Annotated in this window: 12 protein-coding genes; 9 read left to right on the top strand and 3 right to left on the bottom strand. The window is 52.6% G+C overall.

Annotated features, from left to right (window positions below):
• The first annotated feature begins 16 nt into the window (after positions 1–16).
• The 9 genes from ACMXD4_RS05350 to ACMXD4_RS05310 all read left to right on the top strand — a co-directional run bounded on the left by ACMXD4_RS05350 (position 17) and on the right by ACMXD4_RS05310 (position 12903).
• Positions 17–1114 (top strand): IS5 family transposase, encoded by a 1098-nt coding sequence (locus ACMXD4_RS05350; protein WP_415878136.1) that lies wholly within the window; start codon positions 17–19, stop codon positions 1112–1114.
• A 124-nt stretch (positions 1115–1238) separates the two neighbouring features.
• On the top strand, positions 1239–2309 hold the full coding sequence (locus ACMXD4_RS05345) for a response regulator (protein WP_415880077.1): 1071 nt from the start codon (positions 1239–1241) through the stop codon (positions 2307–2309).
• An 8-nt stretch (positions 2310–2317) separates the two neighbouring features.
• Positions 2318–3316 carry an HD-GYP domain-containing protein gene (locus ACMXD4_RS05340; RefSeq protein ID WP_171696353.1) on the top strand — a complete coding sequence of 333 codons (999 nt, stop codon included), beginning with the start codon at positions 2318–2320 and terminating at the stop codon, positions 3314–3316.
• Between the two features lie 240 nt (positions 3317–3556).
• Positions 3557–4972 carry an OpgC family protein gene (locus ACMXD4_RS05335; protein WP_415880076.1) on the top strand — a complete coding sequence of 472 codons (1416 nt, stop codon included), beginning with the start codon at positions 3557–3559 and terminating at the stop codon, positions 4970–4972.
• Between the two features lie 14 nt (positions 4973–4986).
• Complete coding sequence (locus tag ACMXD4_RS05330; protein ID WP_415880075.1) at positions 4987–6189, top strand: cation:proton antiporter; 1203 nt, start codon at positions 4987–4989, stop codon at positions 6187–6189.
• A 73-nt stretch (positions 6190–6262) separates the two neighbouring features.
• Complete coding sequence (locus ACMXD4_RS05325; RefSeq protein ID WP_415880074.1) at positions 6263–8401, top strand: HAD family hydrolase; 2139 nt, start codon at positions 6263–6265, stop codon at positions 8399–8401.
• A gap of 15 nt (positions 8402–8416) precedes the next feature.
• Positions 8417–9271: an HAD-IIB family hydrolase gene (locus tag ACMXD4_RS05320; RefSeq protein ID WP_415880073.1), complete on the top strand. Its 855-nt coding sequence runs from the start codon at positions 8417–8419 to the stop codon at positions 9269–9271.
• A gap of 166 nt (positions 9272–9437) precedes the next feature.
• Positions 9438–11393, top strand: coding sequence for an alpha-amylase family glycosyl hydrolase (locus ACMXD4_RS05315; RefSeq protein WP_415880072.1), 1956 nt, complete (start codon positions 9438–9440; stop codon positions 11391–11393).
• Positions 11394–11559: 166 nt separating this feature from the next.
• Positions 11560–12903 carry a glycoside hydrolase family 5 protein gene (locus ACMXD4_RS05310; protein WP_415880071.1) on the top strand — a complete coding sequence of 448 codons (1344 nt, stop codon included), beginning with the start codon at positions 11560–11562 and terminating at the stop codon, positions 12901–12903.
• A 43-nt stretch (positions 12904–12946) separates the two neighbouring features.
• On the opposite strand, the gene ACMXD4_RS05305 is transcribed toward ACMXD4_RS05310, so the two are convergent.
• From ACMXD4_RS05305 to ACMXD4_RS05295, 3 genes are all read right to left on the bottom strand, one after another.
• Positions 12947–14110 carry a cation:proton antiporter gene (locus ACMXD4_RS05305; protein WP_415880070.1) on the bottom strand — a complete coding sequence of 388 codons (1164 nt, stop codon included), beginning with the start codon at positions 14108–14110 and terminating at the stop codon, positions 12947–12949.
• A 62-nt stretch (positions 14111–14172) separates the two neighbouring features.
• Positions 14173–15501, bottom strand: a complete 1329-nt coding sequence (gene clcA / locus ACMXD4_RS05300) for a H(+)/Cl(-) exchange transporter ClcA (protein WP_415880069.1) — start codon at positions 15499–15501, stop codon at positions 14173–14175.
• A 715-nt stretch (positions 15502–16216) separates the two neighbouring features.
• Positions 16217–17707: an HAD-IB family phosphatase gene (locus tag ACMXD4_RS05295; RefSeq protein WP_415880068.1), complete on the bottom strand. Its 1491-nt coding sequence runs from the start codon at positions 17705–17707 to the stop codon at positions 16217–16219.
• Positions 17708–17979: the final 272 nt, after the last annotated feature.

The following is a 17979-nucleotide window of genomic DNA, read 5'->3' as shown; positions in this document are numbered from 1 at the left end:
AATTTGGAGCCTTTCAATGCGCGGACACGATGCCATTCAAAACAGCTGGTTCAGCTATGTTAGCCTGGAAGACCGTATTCCCAAACAGCATCCGTTGCGTCGTTTACGGCTACTGGTTGATGGCGTATTGGCCTCTATGGATGCCGTCTTTGCCGAGCGTTACTCGCACACAGGCCGTCCCTCGATTGCCCCTGAAAAACTGCTGCGCGCCTTGCTGTTACAAGTCCTGTATACGGTCCGTAGCGAGCGTCAGTTGATGGAACAACTGGACTACAACCTGTTGTTTCGCTGGTTTGTCGGTCTGGGCATCGACGACGCCGTGTGGGAACGCACAGTGTTCAGTGCCAACCGCGAACGTCTGTTGTCTGAAGCCCTGAGTCGCGAATTTTTTGAGCGGGTACTGGCCATAGCCGAATGGCAAAATCTGGTGTCCGACGAACACTTCAGCGTCGACGGTAGCCTCATTGAAGCCTGGGCCTCGCACAAAAGCTTCGTCAAAAAAGATGGTAGTGGTCCCGATAAACCCGCCGGCCGCAATCCCGAGATCGACTTCAGTGGCGAAAAGCGCAGCAACGCCACCCATCAAAGTACAACCGATCCCGAAGCCCGGCTTTACAAGAAAGGCGAATACACCGAGGCCAAACTGCGTTACATCACCCATGCCTTGTCCGAGAATCGCAACGGCCTGATTGTCGATGTCGAAACCACACAAGCCACCGGCACCGCCGAAATCGAAGCCGCGCAAAAAATGATCAAACGCCGCGTGCCCCAAGGTGGCAGCGTCGGTGCCGACAAAGGCTATGACCAACCGGCGTTCGTCAACGGACTCGAGTCCCGTGATATCAAAGCCCATGTGGCCCGCAAAAAGATTGGCAGTGCCGTCGACGGCCGCACCGCGCGCGGCAAAGGTTACGCCCAAAGTCTCAAGCGCCGCAAAATCGTCGAAGAAGCCTTTGGCTGGGTCAAAACGGTCGGCGGCCTGCGCAAAACCCGTCACATCGGCTTAGCCAAAGTCGCGGGTCAGGCCTTGTTTTGCTTTGCCGCCTACAACCTGACGCGCATGCTCAACCTATTGGTGTTCACGCCGAAACCGGCGTGGAGTGCACCCGCCTAGGGTGAAGTTCGCCTGAAAACCGTCCACAGACGGCTTCAGGCGAATAAAAAGCCCTTGAAACCGGGGCAAAACGCTTGAAACTCGATGTCATGACCGATTTCAACTCGAAAAAATCACGAACATCGTGGGTAAGGGGAAATATCGGCGGGTTTTTCACCAGCCTGTTAGACCTAAACATGCCCAGCAACGCCTTGCCGGCTTGCGCATCTTGGTGGTGGATGACAGCGACATCAATCGCGAGGTGGCACAACGTATTCTGGAAGGCGAAGGCGCGCATGTCGAATTGGCCCATCACGGTCGTCAGGCCCTTGAATGGCTGGAAGCGCATGAGAACGGCATAGATATTGTGCTGATGGATGTACAGATGCCGATTATGAACGGTTACGAAGCCACCCAGCGCATCCGCCGTATGCCGGCCTTGGCCGATCTGCCCATCGTGGCACTGACCGCCGGCGCGTTTATGGAACAACAAGAGTTGGCACAAGCAGCAGGCATGACCGGCTTTATTGCCAAACCGTTTGATGTGGATGCCGCCATCGCCTTGATTATCAAGTTGACCGGCGGAACTCGTCAAATTGCGCCGATGTATAAACCCCATCTTGCCATACAGCCCAATACTTCAGATCTCGAGCTACCGAGTTTGGACGTCGAACGCGGCCTAAAACTTTTCCCGGATGTAAGTACTTACCAACAATATTTACGTAAGTTTGCCCGGGATTACGCCGACAGCATACACACTATCAAATTCGCGGACACCGCTGAAGCACGGGCGTTTCTTCATAAGCTGAAGGGTGTTGCGACCACCCTGGCCCTACTAGAACTTGGCAAACAAGCGGCAGAAGTCGAACAGCAGCTAGTCAGGGGCGCGGAAATGACTGGACCCTTGCGAATTTTAAAGTCTGCTTTAGACAAAGCACTGGATTCGATTGCTGAATATGCCCCCGACAAACACGTTGTAGACAACACCCAAGCAAAAACGATAGACCGGCAACAACTGACAGCACTCCTTGCGCAGATGCTAGCTATATTGGCAAACGATGACATGGTGGAATTTAGGCCGCTGCTGCTTGAACTTGATAAGACGGTCGGACCTACTAGCTTTGAACCGTTAAACCGAGCCATCGAGAACTACGATTTTCGAACTGCGGAAGCTGAAGTCAGGACACTTGCAGCTGAACATTCTATTACTCTGTGAGCATTGCCATGCCTAACGGTCCTATCTTAATTATTGACGACGAGCCGCAGAATCTGCGGGTGCTGGAGCAAATCTTAGCAGGCAAATATAAGTTGGTGTTTGCTCGCAACGGCCATGAGGCGCTGGCGGCTACACGTAAATTTCGACCGTCTCTGATTTTATTGGATATTCAACTGCCGGATATGGACGGTTATACGGTGTGTCGGCAGTTAAAAGCTGATCCGCTTACCGAAAGCATTCCGGTGATCTTTATCACGAGTTTGGCGGATGCCGATGATGAAGTCACTGGTTTTGAGGCCGGCGCGGTGGACTACATCGTTAAACCGGTTTCATCACCGACAGTAAGGGCGCGCGTACAAACCCACCTGTCCTTGGTACGCGCGATCCATCTGGAAAAAAGTCATCGCGACGCCATCTACATGCTCGGTGAAGCCGGCCATTACAATGACAACGATACCGGGGTGCATATCTGGCGCATGGCGGATTATGCGGGCGCCTTGGCACGTGCCCTAGGCTGGGGAGAAGAACAATGCCGGCTCATCGAATTGGCGGCCCCGATGCACGACACCGGCAAAATAGGCATCCCGGATGCGATTCTGAAGAAATCCGGCGCATTGGATGCCAGTGAATGGATCATCATGAAAACCCACCCCAGAATCGGCTACGACATCCTTAGCAAAAGCGATGCACCGGTCTTTAAGATGGCAGCGGAGATTGCCTTACACCATCATGAGCATTGGGATGGCAGTGGTTATCCCGATGGACTGGCTGGCGAGTTAATTCCCGAATCGGCGCGTATCGCAGCCTTAGTCGATGTGTTCGACGCGCTGACGATGAAACGTCCATACAAAGAAGCTTGGCCTAACGAGCAAGCAATAGCCACCATTCAAGCGGAAAGCGGCAGCCATTTTCAACCAGCGATGATCGAGGTCTTTATTGCCGTTCTACCCGAGATATTAGCGATTCAAGCCAAATGGTCCGAATGCGAGGCCACGTCCAGGGTGTGATAACTGCGCATTTATCGATCTGCGAACTGACCAAACGGGTATTGTCATTGAAATGAGAAATTATCACCTCGCCAAGGGTTGTCTAGATCCGAAAGCTTCAAAAAATCCAGTGTCAGGCACATCCCAATAGTCTGGATTGACTTCCCGGTTTGGGACTCCAGCATTCTCTGGAATGACGGCATACTTGAAATATTCTTATAATCAGGAAGATTTAGCTGAAATGCGTCATTCACACAACCGATGTTATTGGATAAAAGGACCTATATGGGATTGCCGGACCCGTCACTGCAAAGCAGGAATTTGCCGTTGGATTTTTTTAGAGGTTTGGCGTTGATGGTGATTTTTATTAACCACATGCCGGATAACCCCTGGTTTTGGTATACCCCTTCTCGATTCGGCCTCAGCGATGCGGCGGAGGTTTTCGTGTTTTCATCCGGCTTTGCCTCCGCGCGGGCCTACGGCCGCTGCTTTGAACGCGCCGGACTCTGGCTGGGACTGGTTCGCGTCCTGCACCGATGCGTGCAAATTTACAGCGCACATCTGGCTTCTTTTGTGCTGCTGGCTTTGGTTTGCGTAGTTGGTAATCGCTGGGTGCCGGAAATGGATGATATTCAACGCCTGAACATTGCCTATTTTTTCGACGCCACCCAACAAGCGCTGTATGACTTGTTCACCTTGGCATATGTACCCAATTATTTCGACATCCTACCGCTGTATCTACTAGTGATCGTTTGGCTGCCTATATTCTGGCTAGTATCCCGTTTGCATGTCGGTATGGCTTTAGCGTGTTCGGTCACCCTCTATTGGGCCAGTTATTACTACGGATGGGAACTGAGTGCCGACCCAGTGAGTGGACGAAAATGGTATTTCAATCCCTATAACTGGCAACTGATGTTTTTTACCGGTTACGCCTTCGGCGCCGGCTGGGCCAAGGTCAGTGTAAAACACGGCTGGCTGTTCGCGGTTTGCCTCGGGCTAGTCCTGATTTCAATTCCTTTGGAGCATGAGTCCACGTATACCCGGATTAAATTCTGGGGCGAGCTTCGCGCTAACTTGACGCCCTGGCTGGACAAAAGTCATTTGGGGGTGTTGCGTTGGTTGCATTTACTCGCGCTGGCTTATCTGATGTATCGCTTGTGCCATTGGCGATCACAGTGGCTACACAGTCCGGTGCCGCGCGCCGTTGTCATTATGGGTCAACAATCTTTACCGATTTACCTGTGTTCCATGGTGCTCTCGTATGCGGGGGGCATCTGGCTGGACCACCTTGGGCGCGACGAATGGTCCGCTGCGGCCTTGGTCAATCTCAGCGGCTTAGGACTGATGTTGCTGGCCGGCCAAACGATGTCCTGGCTGGATACTAAGCCCTGGAAAATTTCTCAGCCGGAAAGATTGGCCCAAAGCGATAACAGCTTCTATTTCGAGCCATTTATGCCCCGGTATCGCTGGGTTAACCAAGCTTTAGCACTGCCCTGCTTGATCGGTATAGCGGCGCTGCCAGCGATGTTGACCCACTCACAACCGTCCGGCATTGTGGCCACACCAGACCTTGCCGTGCAGTTACGGGAGCCTGATAAGGAGGCTTTACAACCAGTAGAAACGCTGTCACCAGAAACCGAAGCCGATAAAGTGATCGACAGCCGGCAACAGCTTTAAACGATTTTAAGCTCATGGAAGCCCAAGCCGTTCATCAGTTTTTCTTGCAGTTAATGGTTATTCTGCTGACCGCTCGGCTGTTTGGCGAATCGTTCGCGCGGCTTAAAAGCCCACCAGTCGTAGGCGAACTGTTGGCCGGTGTTCTTCTTGGCCCCAGTTTGCTAGGTTGGATGGAACCTAGTCAGGTCATCAAATTATTGGCGGAAATCGGCATCATTTTGCTGTTGTTTGAAGTCGGGCTGGATACCGACATACGCCAACTAGCAAAATCCGGTTGGCAGGCTTTGTTCGTCGCGGTCAGCGGCTTTCTGTGGCCCTTCGTGTTCGGTTTCAGTCTCAGCCATTGGCTGTTTGATCGTAACTTGCTGGAGTCGCTATTTATCGGCGGCACCCTGACCGCCACCAGTATCGGTATTACTGTCCGCGTGCTTACCGATTTAAAACGTCAGCACAGCCGGGAAGCACAGGTGGTATTGGGCGCGGCGGTGATTGACGACATACTCGGCGTCGTGCTGCTGGCCGTACTGTACGATTTTTCGCAGGTCGGACAAATCAACACAGCCAATGCCCTGCAAGTCATCGGCTTTATCGCCATGTTCTTTGTTTTGGCGCCGTTGTTTGCTAAAGCTATTTCCTTGCTGATCCGGCAATTTGCCAAAATCAGCCAGACCGACGGACTCATCCCCACGCTGATTGTCTCTCTTGTGCTGTTTTTCGCCTGGTTAGCCCACGAAATGGGCGCCCCGGAATTGTTGGGCGGGTTTGCCGCGGGACTAGCGCTTTCACGGCGATTTTTTCTGCCGTTTGCTATGGCGTTGCATGAAGATCCGGATTTTACCGGGCGTATCGAAGCTCAGATGCGGCCTATCATCCAATTATTCGTGCCGATATTTTTCGTGATGGTCGGGCTTTCGTTGAATCTGCGTGAAATCGATTGGGCCTCGCCGTTCATTTGGTGGTTTTCCGCCAGCCTGTTGGCTGTGGCTATACTCGGTAAAATGCAGGGTGCCCTAGTGCTGCGCGGACCTTGGACTGAGCGCCTGGCTATCGGTATTGCCATGGTTCCACGCGGCGAAGTCGGCCTGATTTTTGCCGAGCTCGGCCGCACATCAGGTATTATGGTCAACGAAGTTTACGCGGCGCTGATTATTGTCATAGCCATGACCACCCTGTTTGCGCCCATGTTATTAAAAGGTTTTTACCGCTACGTGAAATAAGTCGATTGCTCTATTTCTTAGCGGTATTAACCTAGGTCGACGGGGCAAACCAACGTCGTCCACGGAGCGAACCATGCTAGAACACGGAGATACCGGACGCCTGCATATCGTCTTGATCAGCATCCACGGCCTGATACGTGGGCATGATCTGGAATTGGGCCGCGACGCCGATACCGGTGGGCAGACCAAATATGTCGTGGAATTAGCCAAAGCCTTGGCAAAACAGCCACAGGTCGAGCGGGTGGACTTGATTACCCGGCGCATCGTCGACAGCGACGTCAGCGACGATTACGCAGAAGCCGTCGAAGCATTGGCGGAAAACGCGCAGATCGTGCGTATCGATGCCGGTCCGGAAGGCTATATCCGCAAGGAAGAGCTTTGGGATCATCTGGACAGCTTCGCGGATAATCTTTTGAGTTGGCTGCATAGTCAGCCGCGCTGGCCGGATGTGTTGCACAGCCATTATGCCGACGCCGGCTATGTTGGCGTGCGACTGGCGCATTTGACAGGTTTGCCGTTGATTCATACCGGCCATTCCTTGGGGCGGGACAAGTGTCGCAGGCTGTTGGCGCTGGGTCTAGCAATGGAGGAGATCGAGCAGCGTTACCACATTTCCCGGCGCATCGATGCGGAAGAAGATACGCTGAGCAATGCCGAGTTGATCATCACCAGTACCCGCAACGAAATCGAAGACCAATACGAACTTTACGATTACTACTCCCCGGAGAAGATGGCGGTCATTCCGCCCGGCACGGACCTCCAGCAATTTCACCCGCCCAGCGCCAAAACCGCGGATTCGGCGTTTGCCGTATCACTCAATAAATTCTTGTACGAAGCGGATAAGCCGATGATTTTGGCCTTGTCCAGACCCGACGAACGCAAAAACATTGTCACCTTATTGGAAGCCTACGGCGAATCGCCGCGTTTACAGGCGATGGCTAACCTGGTGATCGTCGCCGGCAACCGCGACGACATCCGGGAAATGAACGACGGAGCGCAAGGCGTGTTGACCGAATTGTTGCTGGTGATCGATTGTTATGATCTGTACGGCCGGGTTGCGCTACCCAAGCACCACAGCGCGGACGAGGTCGCGGAGATTTATCGTCTGGCGGCGGCAGCCAAGGGGATTTTCATCAATCCAGCCCTGACCGAACCGTTTGGACTGACACTGCTGGAAGCGGCCGCCAGCGGCCTGCCGCTGGTGGCCACCGAAAACGGTGGCCCGGTCGACATCATCGGCAACTGCCATAACGGGTTGTTAGTGGACCCGCTGGACAAAACCGCGATTGCCGAGGCCTTGCTGAGCATACTAGACAATCCCGAGCGTTGGCGGACACTGTCCGCCAACGGACTACGGAATGTCGCCCGCTATTATTCCTGGGAGGCGCATACTCAAGCCTATCTACAAAAACTGCAGCCGCTGTTGCAACATTTCGAACGTCTGCCGAAAACGCCGCCGGTGGGAAAAGTGGGCCGGCTGCGGCGGCAGGCGATTTTTACGGCGATGGACAACACGCTGTTGGGGGATGACGAGGGATTGGCACAATTCGTCAACTTGATCAGGGAGAAGCGGCGAAAGTGTCTGTTCGGTATCGCTACCGGACGCCGATTGGATGCAGTTTTGGCGATTTTGAAGCAAAAGCGGATTCCAAAGCCGGATATTTTGATCACCAGCCTGGGCACCGAAGTCTATTTCACGTCGCAACTGATTGCCGATATTGCCTGGAGCTATCATATCGATCATCTGTGGACCCCACAGGTGCTGCGCCGTGTTCTCGGCGGTCTGCCCGGCCTGACACCGCAACCCAAGCGAGAACAAAGCCGCTTCAAGATTTCCTATTATTACGATAGTGAGCGTGCGCCGCCGATGGACGAGATTCTGACCTTGTTGCGTCAAAAGGAATTGTCGGTGAATCCCACCCTGTCATTTGGGCAGTTTCTGGACATCGTACCGGCGCGAGCCTCGAAAGGACAGGCATTGCGATATGTTGCCCGGCAATGGAATATTCCACTAGAGCGCATCCTGGCGACGGGCGGCTCCGGCGGCGATTGCGACATGGTGGCAGGCAATACGCTGGGCGTGGTAGTCGCCAACCGCCATCGCGAGGAACTGGCGAATTTAGCTGAGGTGGAGCAAGTCTATTTCGCCGAGCGGTCAAATGCCTGGGGCATACTGGAGGCCATCGAACATTATGATTTCTTCAATCTCTGACAAAGCGCCAGTGTCATGCAGACGCGTATCCTGATTTGCACCGACTTGGATCGTACCCTTTTGCCCAACGGCAGCCAGCCGGAATCGCCGGGTGCGCGCGATATTTTCCGGCGCTTGGTTGCGCGCCCCGAGGTGACGTTGGCCTATGTCAGCGGCAGGCACCGCGAACTGGTCGAGGAAGCCATGCTCGAATACGATTTGCCGTTACCGGATTGGGTCATCGGCGACGTCGGCACCACGATCTACAGAGCGGGCTCCACAGAATGGCAGCATTGGACCGCCTGGGAAGACAATATCAACAGCGACTGGCGTGGCCTGATGGCCAAGGACTTGCGGCCCTTGTTTGACGATTTGCCGGATTTGCGCGTGCAGGAACAGGCCAAACAAAACCGTTTCAAACTTAGTTATTATCTGTCGATGCAGTGTGATACTGAGGCTTTGCGCCAGGAAATGGCTAGTCGGCTGGAGGCTCAAAACCTGGCGGCCAGCCTGATTTACAGCGTGGACGAAGCCTCGGCGACCGGTTTGCTGGATGTGCTGCCGGCCCGCGCCACCAAGCTGCACGCCGTGGAATTTTTGATGCGGCATCAGGGCTTCGATATTGGCGATACGGTATTTGCCGGCGACAGCGGCAACGATCTGCCGGTGATTGTCAGCCGGATACCGTCGGTGCTGGTCGCCAATGCTGACCGTGCCGTGGTCGAACAGGCGCAAATCTTGATTGAGCAAAATAGTAACCAGGCGGCTTTTTATCGGGCGCGAGGCGGCTTTTTGGGCATGAATGGCAATTACAGTGCGGGTATACTCGAAGGCATCGCCCATTATCTTCCGAAAACCCGGTACTGGATGATGGAGACCCATGAAGATTGATCGCAGTATGGCCGTTTTCTGCACCTTACAGTTCAAGCGTCTTGCAGACAACGGCATGATGCAACAATTGCTGCGGGGCTACTAAGCTCGCAATGGGCGCCAATGCCCATCCCAGTTTCGCATTCGTTACGCCATGTTGCCACATTAACTCGAACAGGTTACGGTCATGTACGAACAAGTTTCCCACTCGCTCTTGAACGCCATTCTGGATGATCTGAAGCCGGAGATTCGGCGCCAGGATCTTCGGCACTTCTACACCCGGCTGGGTGCTAATTTTTATGCGATTTATTCGCTGTTTTTCAACTTATATGGTCACCGCGAGGATTTCAAGGCACAAATGCTGCGACTGGTGGAAACCATGGCCAAGGGCTATATCGATCGATCCGCCGAGTTGGAACGGGTCGACATCGAACGCGAACAGGATCACAACTGGTTTCTGTCGCAGAAATGGGTGGGCATGGCCCTGTATACCAATGGTTTCGCGGACAATCTGGCTGATCTGGCCACCAAGATCTCGTACTTTCAGGAACTTGGCATCAATTTGGTGCATATCATGCCGATTCTGATGTGTCCAACCGGTAAGAGTGACGGCGGCTATGCAGTCAGCGATTTTCGGCAAATCGACGACAGGTTGGGCGATTTGAATGATCTGCGATGGGTGGCTGAGGAATTCAGGAAACGCGATATCCTGCTGGTGTTGGACATCGTCATGAATCATACCTCCGACGAACACGACTGGGCTGCCAAGGCGGTCGAGGGCGATAAGCGTTATCAGGATTACTACTTTGTTTTCGACAATCGGGAAATTCCCGATATGTTCGAGCAGACCATGCCGCAAATTTTCCCGGAATCAGCCCCTGGCAACTTCACCTGGAATGAGAAGATGCAGAAATGGGTGATGACGGTGTTCCAGCATTATCAGTGGGATTTAAATTACAGCAATCCAGAAGTCTTCATCGAAATGCTGGATATCATCCTGTTCTGGGCGAATCAGGGGGTGGACATCCTGCGGCTGGATGCCGTCGCCTTCCTGTGGAAGAAAATCGGTTCTTCCTGCCAGAACGAACGCAATGCCCATCTGATTCTGCAACTGATGAAGGATTGCTGTCAGGTCACCGCGCCGGGCGTGCTATTCATCGCCGAAGCCATCGTCACGCCGCTCGAAGTCATCAAATATTTCGGCGAGGACGCGATCATCGCCAAGGAATGCGAAATCGCCTACAACGCTACCTTGATGGCCTTACTATGGGATGCCATAGCCACGCAAAATACCAAATTGCTTTATCAAGGCGTCAAAAACCTGCCGGCGAAACTGGAACGAGCCACTTGGCTGAATTATGTGCGCTGCCACGATGATATAGGCTTTGGCTTTGACGACAACGACATCCGGGCCGCAGGATACGATCCCTATGCGCACCGGCAGTTTCTAGTCAATTATTTCAGCGGCCAGTTCGAGGCGTCGCCAGCCAGAGGGATGGTGTTCATGCGTAACGAAACCACCGGAGATGCCCGTATCAGTGGCTCGCTGGCGTCCCTGGCGGGACTGGAGGCGGGTCAGGAAATGAATGACCAGGGCTTGATCGATACCGCGATCAAAAAGATTCTGTTATTGCATAGCCTGATATTGTCTTTTGGCGGTATTCCCTTACTTTACAACGGCGATGCGCTCGGCGTCGTTAACGATTATGGCTACCGCGACGACCCCGGCAAAAGCGACGACAACCGTTGGATACATCGCCCAAAAATCAACTGGGACCGAGCGGAATTGCGAAAAAAACTGGGCACCACTGAATATAGCTTGTTTAATGCCATGAAAAAGATGATAGCAATCCGCAAGGAAACCTCGGCGTTCGCCGACTTCAACAACCGGGAACTGGTCGAGGTCGATAACCCGCATTTGCTGTGCTTCATTCGTTTCAATCACGACCGGCCATCGGAACGCGTTTTGGTCGTCGCCAATTTCGACGCCAACCCGCAATATCTTGATTTATATCTGCTCAGGAGTCGGGGCATCGATCCTTTTGGGCAATTCGTCGATTTGTACAGCGGCGGCAAGCCGGCGCAATATGATAGGCGGATGGTATTGCAGGGTTATCAGTTCTATTGGTTGACGGAAATATAATCATTAGATCACCCGGCATTGACTGAATAGCCTGTAAAATCTGGAGTTACATCGAGAATGATGCGGATTATGTTGCCCACGCGTTGACCGTAAGCTAGAGAATAAACGGACGTTTGTTCGATGTTAAAATCCAAGGCACGGAGCCCACCAAGCTATAGTGATGATTATGAAACTGAACCTTGTTTTTCTCCCACTCTTACCGAAAATTTCTGTCTTACTCTGCACGCTGCTGCTATGGTCGCCTGTAGGTCGTTCCGCTGCGGACTTTCTAAAAGTGGATGGCGTAACCATCAAAGACAATGATGGTAGGGGAAAAGAGGTTCATCTTTACGGCACCAACCTGGGCGGCTGGCGGGGGCATGAACCCTGGATGTCGCCATTAGCCGGCGCGTCAAATGAATGGGACGCGCGAAATATTCTTAACAAGCGTTTTGGTAAGGATGCCGTCTGGGAGCTCTACCACGCTTACTGGGATTCATGGATCACCGAAACCGATTTTAAGAACATCGCCGCCGCCGGTCTCAACTGTATCCGATTGCCCATCTATGCGCTAAACCATATGGATGACGGAGGCAACTGGCGACTGGACGATACCGGCGCCATTGATTTATCCAGGATTGAGTGGACCGTCAACAAAGCTCGGGAATATGGGCTGTACACCATCCTTGATCTGCATGGTGCGCCGGGTTCACAAAACGGAGCCCATCACTCAGGCCGGCAAAACGGCACGCTGCTTTATTCCACTCCGCTCTATCAGAATCAACTGGTGGAATTTTGGGAAACCCTTGCCATGCGCTTTAAAGACAATGCGGGTGTAGCCGGTTATGACCTGCTAAATGAACCCTCGGAAACCTTTCCCGGCGGGATGGGGTCTGAGGTGGTCAATCTATATGATCGCCTGTATCACGCTATCCGGGCGATTGATCCCGACCATATCATCATTATGGAAGCCATCTGGTGGTGGAATACCCTGCCGAATCCTCAAGAAAAAAACTGGGAGAACGTCGTCTATTCTCTGCACTACTACCAATGGCAAAACAATGAAGACTTCATGGTGATGAAGAATGCCGTGGACGGGTGGATTCAGGACGCGAAAAAATGGGGTGCGGAATATAACGTACCGCATTTTATAGGAGAGTTCACGTTGTTCGGCAATGCCGAATCCTGGAATTACGGCCTTCAGCAATTTACAGAGTCCGGCAGCCATTGGACTACCTGGTCGTATAAGGTGTTGGGCCGCAATAATTGGGGCATGTACAACACCGCAGAGCAGAATAGCAATGTTGCCGATATTGCTACGGATGATTTCAACACGATCAAGTCCAAATGGAGTCGATGGAACACGCCGGACTATTTCTCGCCCAATCCCACAGTGATCGAAGCCATGCAAAAAGCCACCTTAGGCCGAAACCTGAAACGGCCCACGCAAACCGTTACCGCTAAATCAGAAAATCAGGCTGAGCACGAGATTATTTCCGGCGTTAATTTAAATATAGCGGTAACGGAATGAGCTTGAAAACGGGTCGGTTTATCGATGGTGTTTGCATACCACCCTACGAGTGCACTCTTATCCTTTCCGCGAGGAGAGGAAACAGCATAACGGAAATCATCGCAGCACTGACCAGAACCGCGGCGCGATCCGGAGACATCAAGCCGGACGAGACCCCAATTTCAGTGATGATGACAATCATGGGCAGGCCAGTGGCGGAATAAAGGGCAAAAGGCAGCCTGTCTTTTTTTGATAAAACTTGATGGTAAAGCAGTATCGGAGCGCCACGAATCAGGATCAGCAGGCCCAATAAACAGATAATCTGCACGGGAACCAACGGATTCGCCCAAAGCGCACTGACATCAAATTTCATCCCGGAGACGATGAAGAAGATGGGGATTAAAAAGCCATAACCGATGGCATCCAATTTCTGACGCAGAATCACGCCATGGTCGCCTTGGCTGGCAAGGCTGACCACCATGCCGGCCGCGAAGGCTCCGATCACCACATTCAGCCCGAACTCGCCGGCCAAAACCACTAATAACGCTTGGAGCGCAATGCAGATTCTCACCGGCAATTGGCCACTGCTTTGCATGGTTTGAGCCAGGAGATTGATTAAAGCGGAGGATCGCGCATTGATAGCCGTATCCGCAATCACAAAGGTAATCCCCACGAAGGCCACGATGAACACAGTATGCAAAAAGGTACTATGGGTCGGGATGATCAGTAAGGAGACAACCATGAGCGGGCCGAATTCTCCCATCGCCGCAGCCGAGAGAAGCAGCTTGCCAAAGTCCGAATTCAAAATGCCCTCGTCGCGCAGGATCGGCGCCAATATTCCCAGCGCAGTGGTCGACAAGGCGATGGCAGCCAATAAGGGCGGCGCCTGAATCAGGCCGATGGCATGCACAAAAAACATGCACACCATGGCTACCGTAAACGACAGAAACCAGCCACCAATCGCCAGCGCTAAGGGTTTGCCGTGAATTTCGCCGAGATTAATTTCCATGCCCACCATGAACAGCAAAAACGTCAGGCCTAGCTCGCCCAACATGCCCACTAAACCGTCAGGGGATACCCAATTGAAAATATGCGGGCCAATCAGCATTCCCAAAAGCATTTCCACCACCACCACCGGCATACGCAGGCGAGTGGGTAATCTGGCGAGCAAAGGCGCGAAAGCCGCCACCAAAGCAATGACAAATAGCGCTATTCGGTAAGATTCCATAACTGTCTCCTGATGGGGCGGGTTGGCAATGTGGGGAGTATCAAGCGTTTTCAATGAACCATTCACTGAATCCGTTCTTTTCGCAAATCGTTTTCCAACAACGCTTCATAAACGGGCGGGCACCCCAACCAATTCGCGATTAGCAATGCGGTAAAACAGGCGGTGAATAGCGGCAAAATCAACGCGTAATCACCGGTCATCTCGATGATTAACACAATGCCGGTCAAGGGCGCTTGCACCACGCCACTAAAATACGCCGCCATACCGACTACGGCAAATAATCTGGGGTCTACATCTAATGCGGGGAAAGCCAGTTGGGTGGACACACCGACACCCCACCCCAACAGCGCACCCAGCACTAGGATCGGCATAAAAATTCCCCCGGCCGCGCCTGAGCAGGAACTGCCAATAGTCAACACGAATCGGCTGATAAATAACAGTCCGATGGTCTGCAATGTGAGTTCTTGACCGACGAGAATATCATTCACGAAATCATGCCCACCGCCCAATAACTGCGGTGCATACCAAGCTGTGGCAGTCAACCCGCCAGCCAAGATTAGCCACCAGATCGATCTTGACCAAGGTCCCAGGGTGATCAAGCGCTGTCCCCACAATAAAGTATGGGTAAACAAGCCAGCCAACAGGGCTGATAACAAGCCCAAAGCTACGAAGGCAATGAGCTGACTAAGCGGCGCAGCAGCGACATGGGCGAAATGGAAGACTGATTGTTGCCCAAGCGCTACGCGGCAAACCATATCGGCGGTCAGACAGGCAATGGCGGCGGTAATGAATTCAAGCGACGAGCAGCGCCTTTCAAGTTCCTCCAGTACAAAGGTCAAGCCGGAAAGCGGAGCATTGAATGCCGCTGTGAGGCCGGCACCGCCGCCGGCAGCGATCAAAATCGTATGATAGTGCTTACCATCTTTAGGCCAACTATCGGCTAACCCTTGCCCTATAGAACTGCCCATGTGCACACAGGGACCGGCCCGGCCAACGACTAGGCCGCCAACGCTGCCAATGACCATACTGAAGAACTTGGTAAGCAGCACCCGTACCCAACGGAAGTGCCGGTGCCCAATCAATACCCCCTTAATATGGGGAATGCCGCTGCCGCTTGACTCGGGTGCAAATTGCCTGACCATTCCGGCTGAGATACTCACGGTGACTAGCGCTAACCCCAGAACCATGCCCATGCCAAGGTGGCTGTTCTGATGGGAAAAGTCTAAAAATTTATGTCGAAATGCTTCGGCGCTATTCATCGCAAAATGAAATGCTACCGAAGTTCCGCCGGTCAGTAAGCCGAGAACGATTGCTTGGGGTATCAAACGGTTCCGCTGCCGGTTAAGCTCCGCCGCTGACGCCGGCTGGTGTTCTGATAAGTCACATTTCAACAACCTTCTCCGGTTCAGGTGGGGGAATTTACGTTTATCGGGCTCACGACACAGTAAGTAATTTCCAATGGCCGTGAATTAGGTTGCGGCTCGGGTTTTAGATAATCCTGGTCTTTTTAAATGCATTGAGGAGCAGCAGAAATCGATCAGGCCGTTAGCATTTTAGTGATGACTCAATGTTGAAGCAAACAATGTTTGCATGAACATATTGCCGCAAAAAATCACCTATCCTAATCATGTGTATTGCGGAGACTATCGTCTTCTACAGCTTATTGTGAATGGTGTTGCCAGGGGACAGAACAACATCGCAAGAGGATATTTTGTCGCCTATTTTAGAGTATTAGGGTGTCGAGCCACTCGCCCCTGATTGCGATAATAAATGTCTGAGCAAGACAATCTATGCGGGTCCGTTTCAAAATCATGTCCGCGGATACTTCGGGTTGAATTATCGGAGCTGATTGTATAGGGATGCGACTTAGGGCAATGTACGTGCGTTTGCTTGTTACTGTCAGCAAGGCGTTTTGATTGACTAGATTGAGCTACTGGCTGCGGATTGTGCTGTTCGCAACCGAAGATACATAGCAAACTGACAAGAAATAGCACATCAACATAAAGCATGTGGCTCATAAAAACACCAAGGGTTTGGTGACGTTCGGACTAGCTGAGTAATCGCGATATTAGGTACACCATTAAAAACAACTAAACTCGGCTACCATTAGGATTCCATACTTTCCGACGCCTCGTAGACTAACAATTCCACTAAATCATTGAACTCAGTGATCAGTGTGATACCGGGCTCCTCAAGCAGTTTGGGCAACTTCGGATCGATGACGAAGGCATTGTCCGCTAGCCGCAACATTTCCAGGTCATTAAGGTTATCGCCGACCGCCCAGATCAGTTCGACAGGGGGCAGTGTTTTATCAGTCAAGAAGCAACGCAAAACATTGCTTTTACAAATGGAAGTCACTGCATCACTTTCGTCAGGCAAGAAAGCCGGATTGATTTGAAGTTGCCCATTGCAGACGCTTCCCTCGAAGGTCAAGGTATGAGCCAAGGCAAAATCAGCAAATATGCGGCGTCTGATGATATCGGCAGCAACAAAATAGCTGTCGCTGACTATGCCGACCATGAAACCGGCTCGCCTTGCCTGCTTGACGAATTCGATGACGCCAGGACGAATTTCCATTGTACGAGCCACCTGTTCGAATTGCTGCTTGTGAACAAAGCGAAACAACTCGGCTATCCGCTCGCTACGGGTTATGGCATCGTCGTGGCGCGTATCCAGCAATTGCATCAGTGCCGTTTCATTTCCGGTATTGCGCGCCAGTTCCAGCGCAAAGCGCGAGGGCGTTATGGTGCCGTCCATGTCCAGCAAGACCAGGGAGCGCCGACCCTTGCGCAAGGTCAGTACATAGTCAATGCTAGCCGCGACTTGGCGTTGGCTCTCATACATGGCTATCACCTGTTCAACGTGCAGACGTCCCGCCAGTTTGGCGCGGTTAAAAATGACGCGGCTGACTTCATTGGCCATCAGCGATAAGTCTTGCAGCGGCTGGCTATCATGTTCTAACGAACCGATATCGACTTCTGCCAGATGGGCACCGGCCAAATGCGCGTCAAGCAATAAACCGGCATCCACGCCATAACCATCTTCGAAGCTTAGCGTTTGCAGCAGGCATTTGCGCGCAGCGATGATGCCGCCCAGCGGTTGGGATAGATAAGCTAGTTCGGGAAAAAAGACCTTTAGCATCGGTTTGGCGGTGAGTTCCGTCACCCGGCCACCGCCACGACCGAAGCGGGCTTTGACAAAGTCCGCGCTTTCATTGAGCAGCGGCAAACAAAGGCTGGTGACAATACCCGGACGCAAATTCCTCAGATCACCGTCCAGGTAAACGACCAGATCATGAGCGGCTGCCGCCGCACCGTCACGCATCGACGCGCCTTTGCCTAGCATACTGCTGGTCAGAACCTGGGCGCCTGCCTGTTGCGCCAATATCGCTGTGTTGTCTATGGAGCTATCGTCGACGACAATCACTTCGGCCGTTGCCGGATCGGCCAGCGCGTAAGCGACCACTTCCCGAATGCGTTTGGCTTCGTTCAAAGCCGGTATCACGACGGAGGCGCAGGCGTTCGCTTCGCGGGGGAGATAGATTCGATTGGATTTCTGTCTCTTAACGGATACCCGGTGACCATATTTCGATTTCATACGTTATTCCTAGTCATTTGCGGCCTCGCAGTTGAGACCACGATTTTAGGCAATCCCTACTCAGCTTATCCCTGCGGCCACAGTGACATTCCGGACATCGGCATAATTTATCGAGCTCTAGGCAGTCGTCGACGAAGATTGATCGATAGGGACCGCATCATGTCGAGCGCAACAGGATGCCAGCGACAATAGGGAGGCAAGGCAAATCCAGTAGATAAGCCGTCTCATGTGATTTTTTGAAAACATTCTAGTTTCGGATTCTATGCTGCTTT

The organism is Methylomonas sp. TEB (assembly GCF_047777895.1).
Classification (GTDB): domain Bacteria; phylum Pseudomonadota; class Gammaproteobacteria; order Methylococcales; family Methylomonadaceae; genus Methylomonas.
Note: the sequence above shows the minus strand (reverse complement) of the source record. Positions and strands in the feature narration are given on the sequence as shown.

Bases quoted from the DNA above. Each gene is read 5' to 3' on its own strand.
- ACMXD4_RS05350 (WP_415878136.1), top strand. From the start codon at position 17: ATGCGCGGACACGATGCCATTCAAAACAGCTGGTTCAGCTATGTTAGC.
- ACMXD4_RS05340 (WP_171696353.1), top strand. From the start codon at position 2,318: ATGCCTAACGGTCCTATCTTAATTATTGACGACGAGCCGCAGAATCTG.
- ACMXD4_RS05335 (WP_415880076.1), top strand. From the start codon at position 3,557: ATGTTATTGGATAAAAGGACCTATATGGGATTGCCGGACCCGTCACTG.
- ACMXD4_RS05330 (WP_415880075.1), top strand. From the start codon at position 4,987: ATGGAAGCCCAAGCCGTTCATCAGTTTTTCTTGCAGTTAATGGTTATT.
- ACMXD4_RS05325 (WP_415880074.1), top strand. From the start codon at position 6,263: ATGCTAGAACACGGAGATACCGGACGCCTGCATATCGTCTTGATCAGC.
- ACMXD4_RS05320 (WP_415880073.1), top strand. From the start codon at position 8,417: ATGCAGACGCGTATCCTGATTTGCACCGACTTGGATCGTACCCTTTTG.
- ACMXD4_RS05315 (WP_415880072.1), top strand. From the start codon at position 9,438: ATGTACGAACAAGTTTCCCACTCGCTCTTGAACGCCATTCTGGATGAT.
- ACMXD4_RS05310 (WP_415880071.1), top strand. From the start codon at position 11,560: ATGAAACTGAACCTTGTTTTTCTCCCACTCTTACCGAAAATTTCTGTC.
- ACMXD4_RS05305 (WP_415880070.1), bottom strand. From the start codon at position 14,110: ATGGAATCTTACCGAATAGCGCTATTTGTCATTGCTTTGGTGGCGGCT.
- ACMXD4_RS05295 (WP_415880068.1), bottom strand. From the start codon at position 17,707: ATGAAATCGAAATATGGTCACCGGGTATCCGTTAAGAGACAGAAATCC.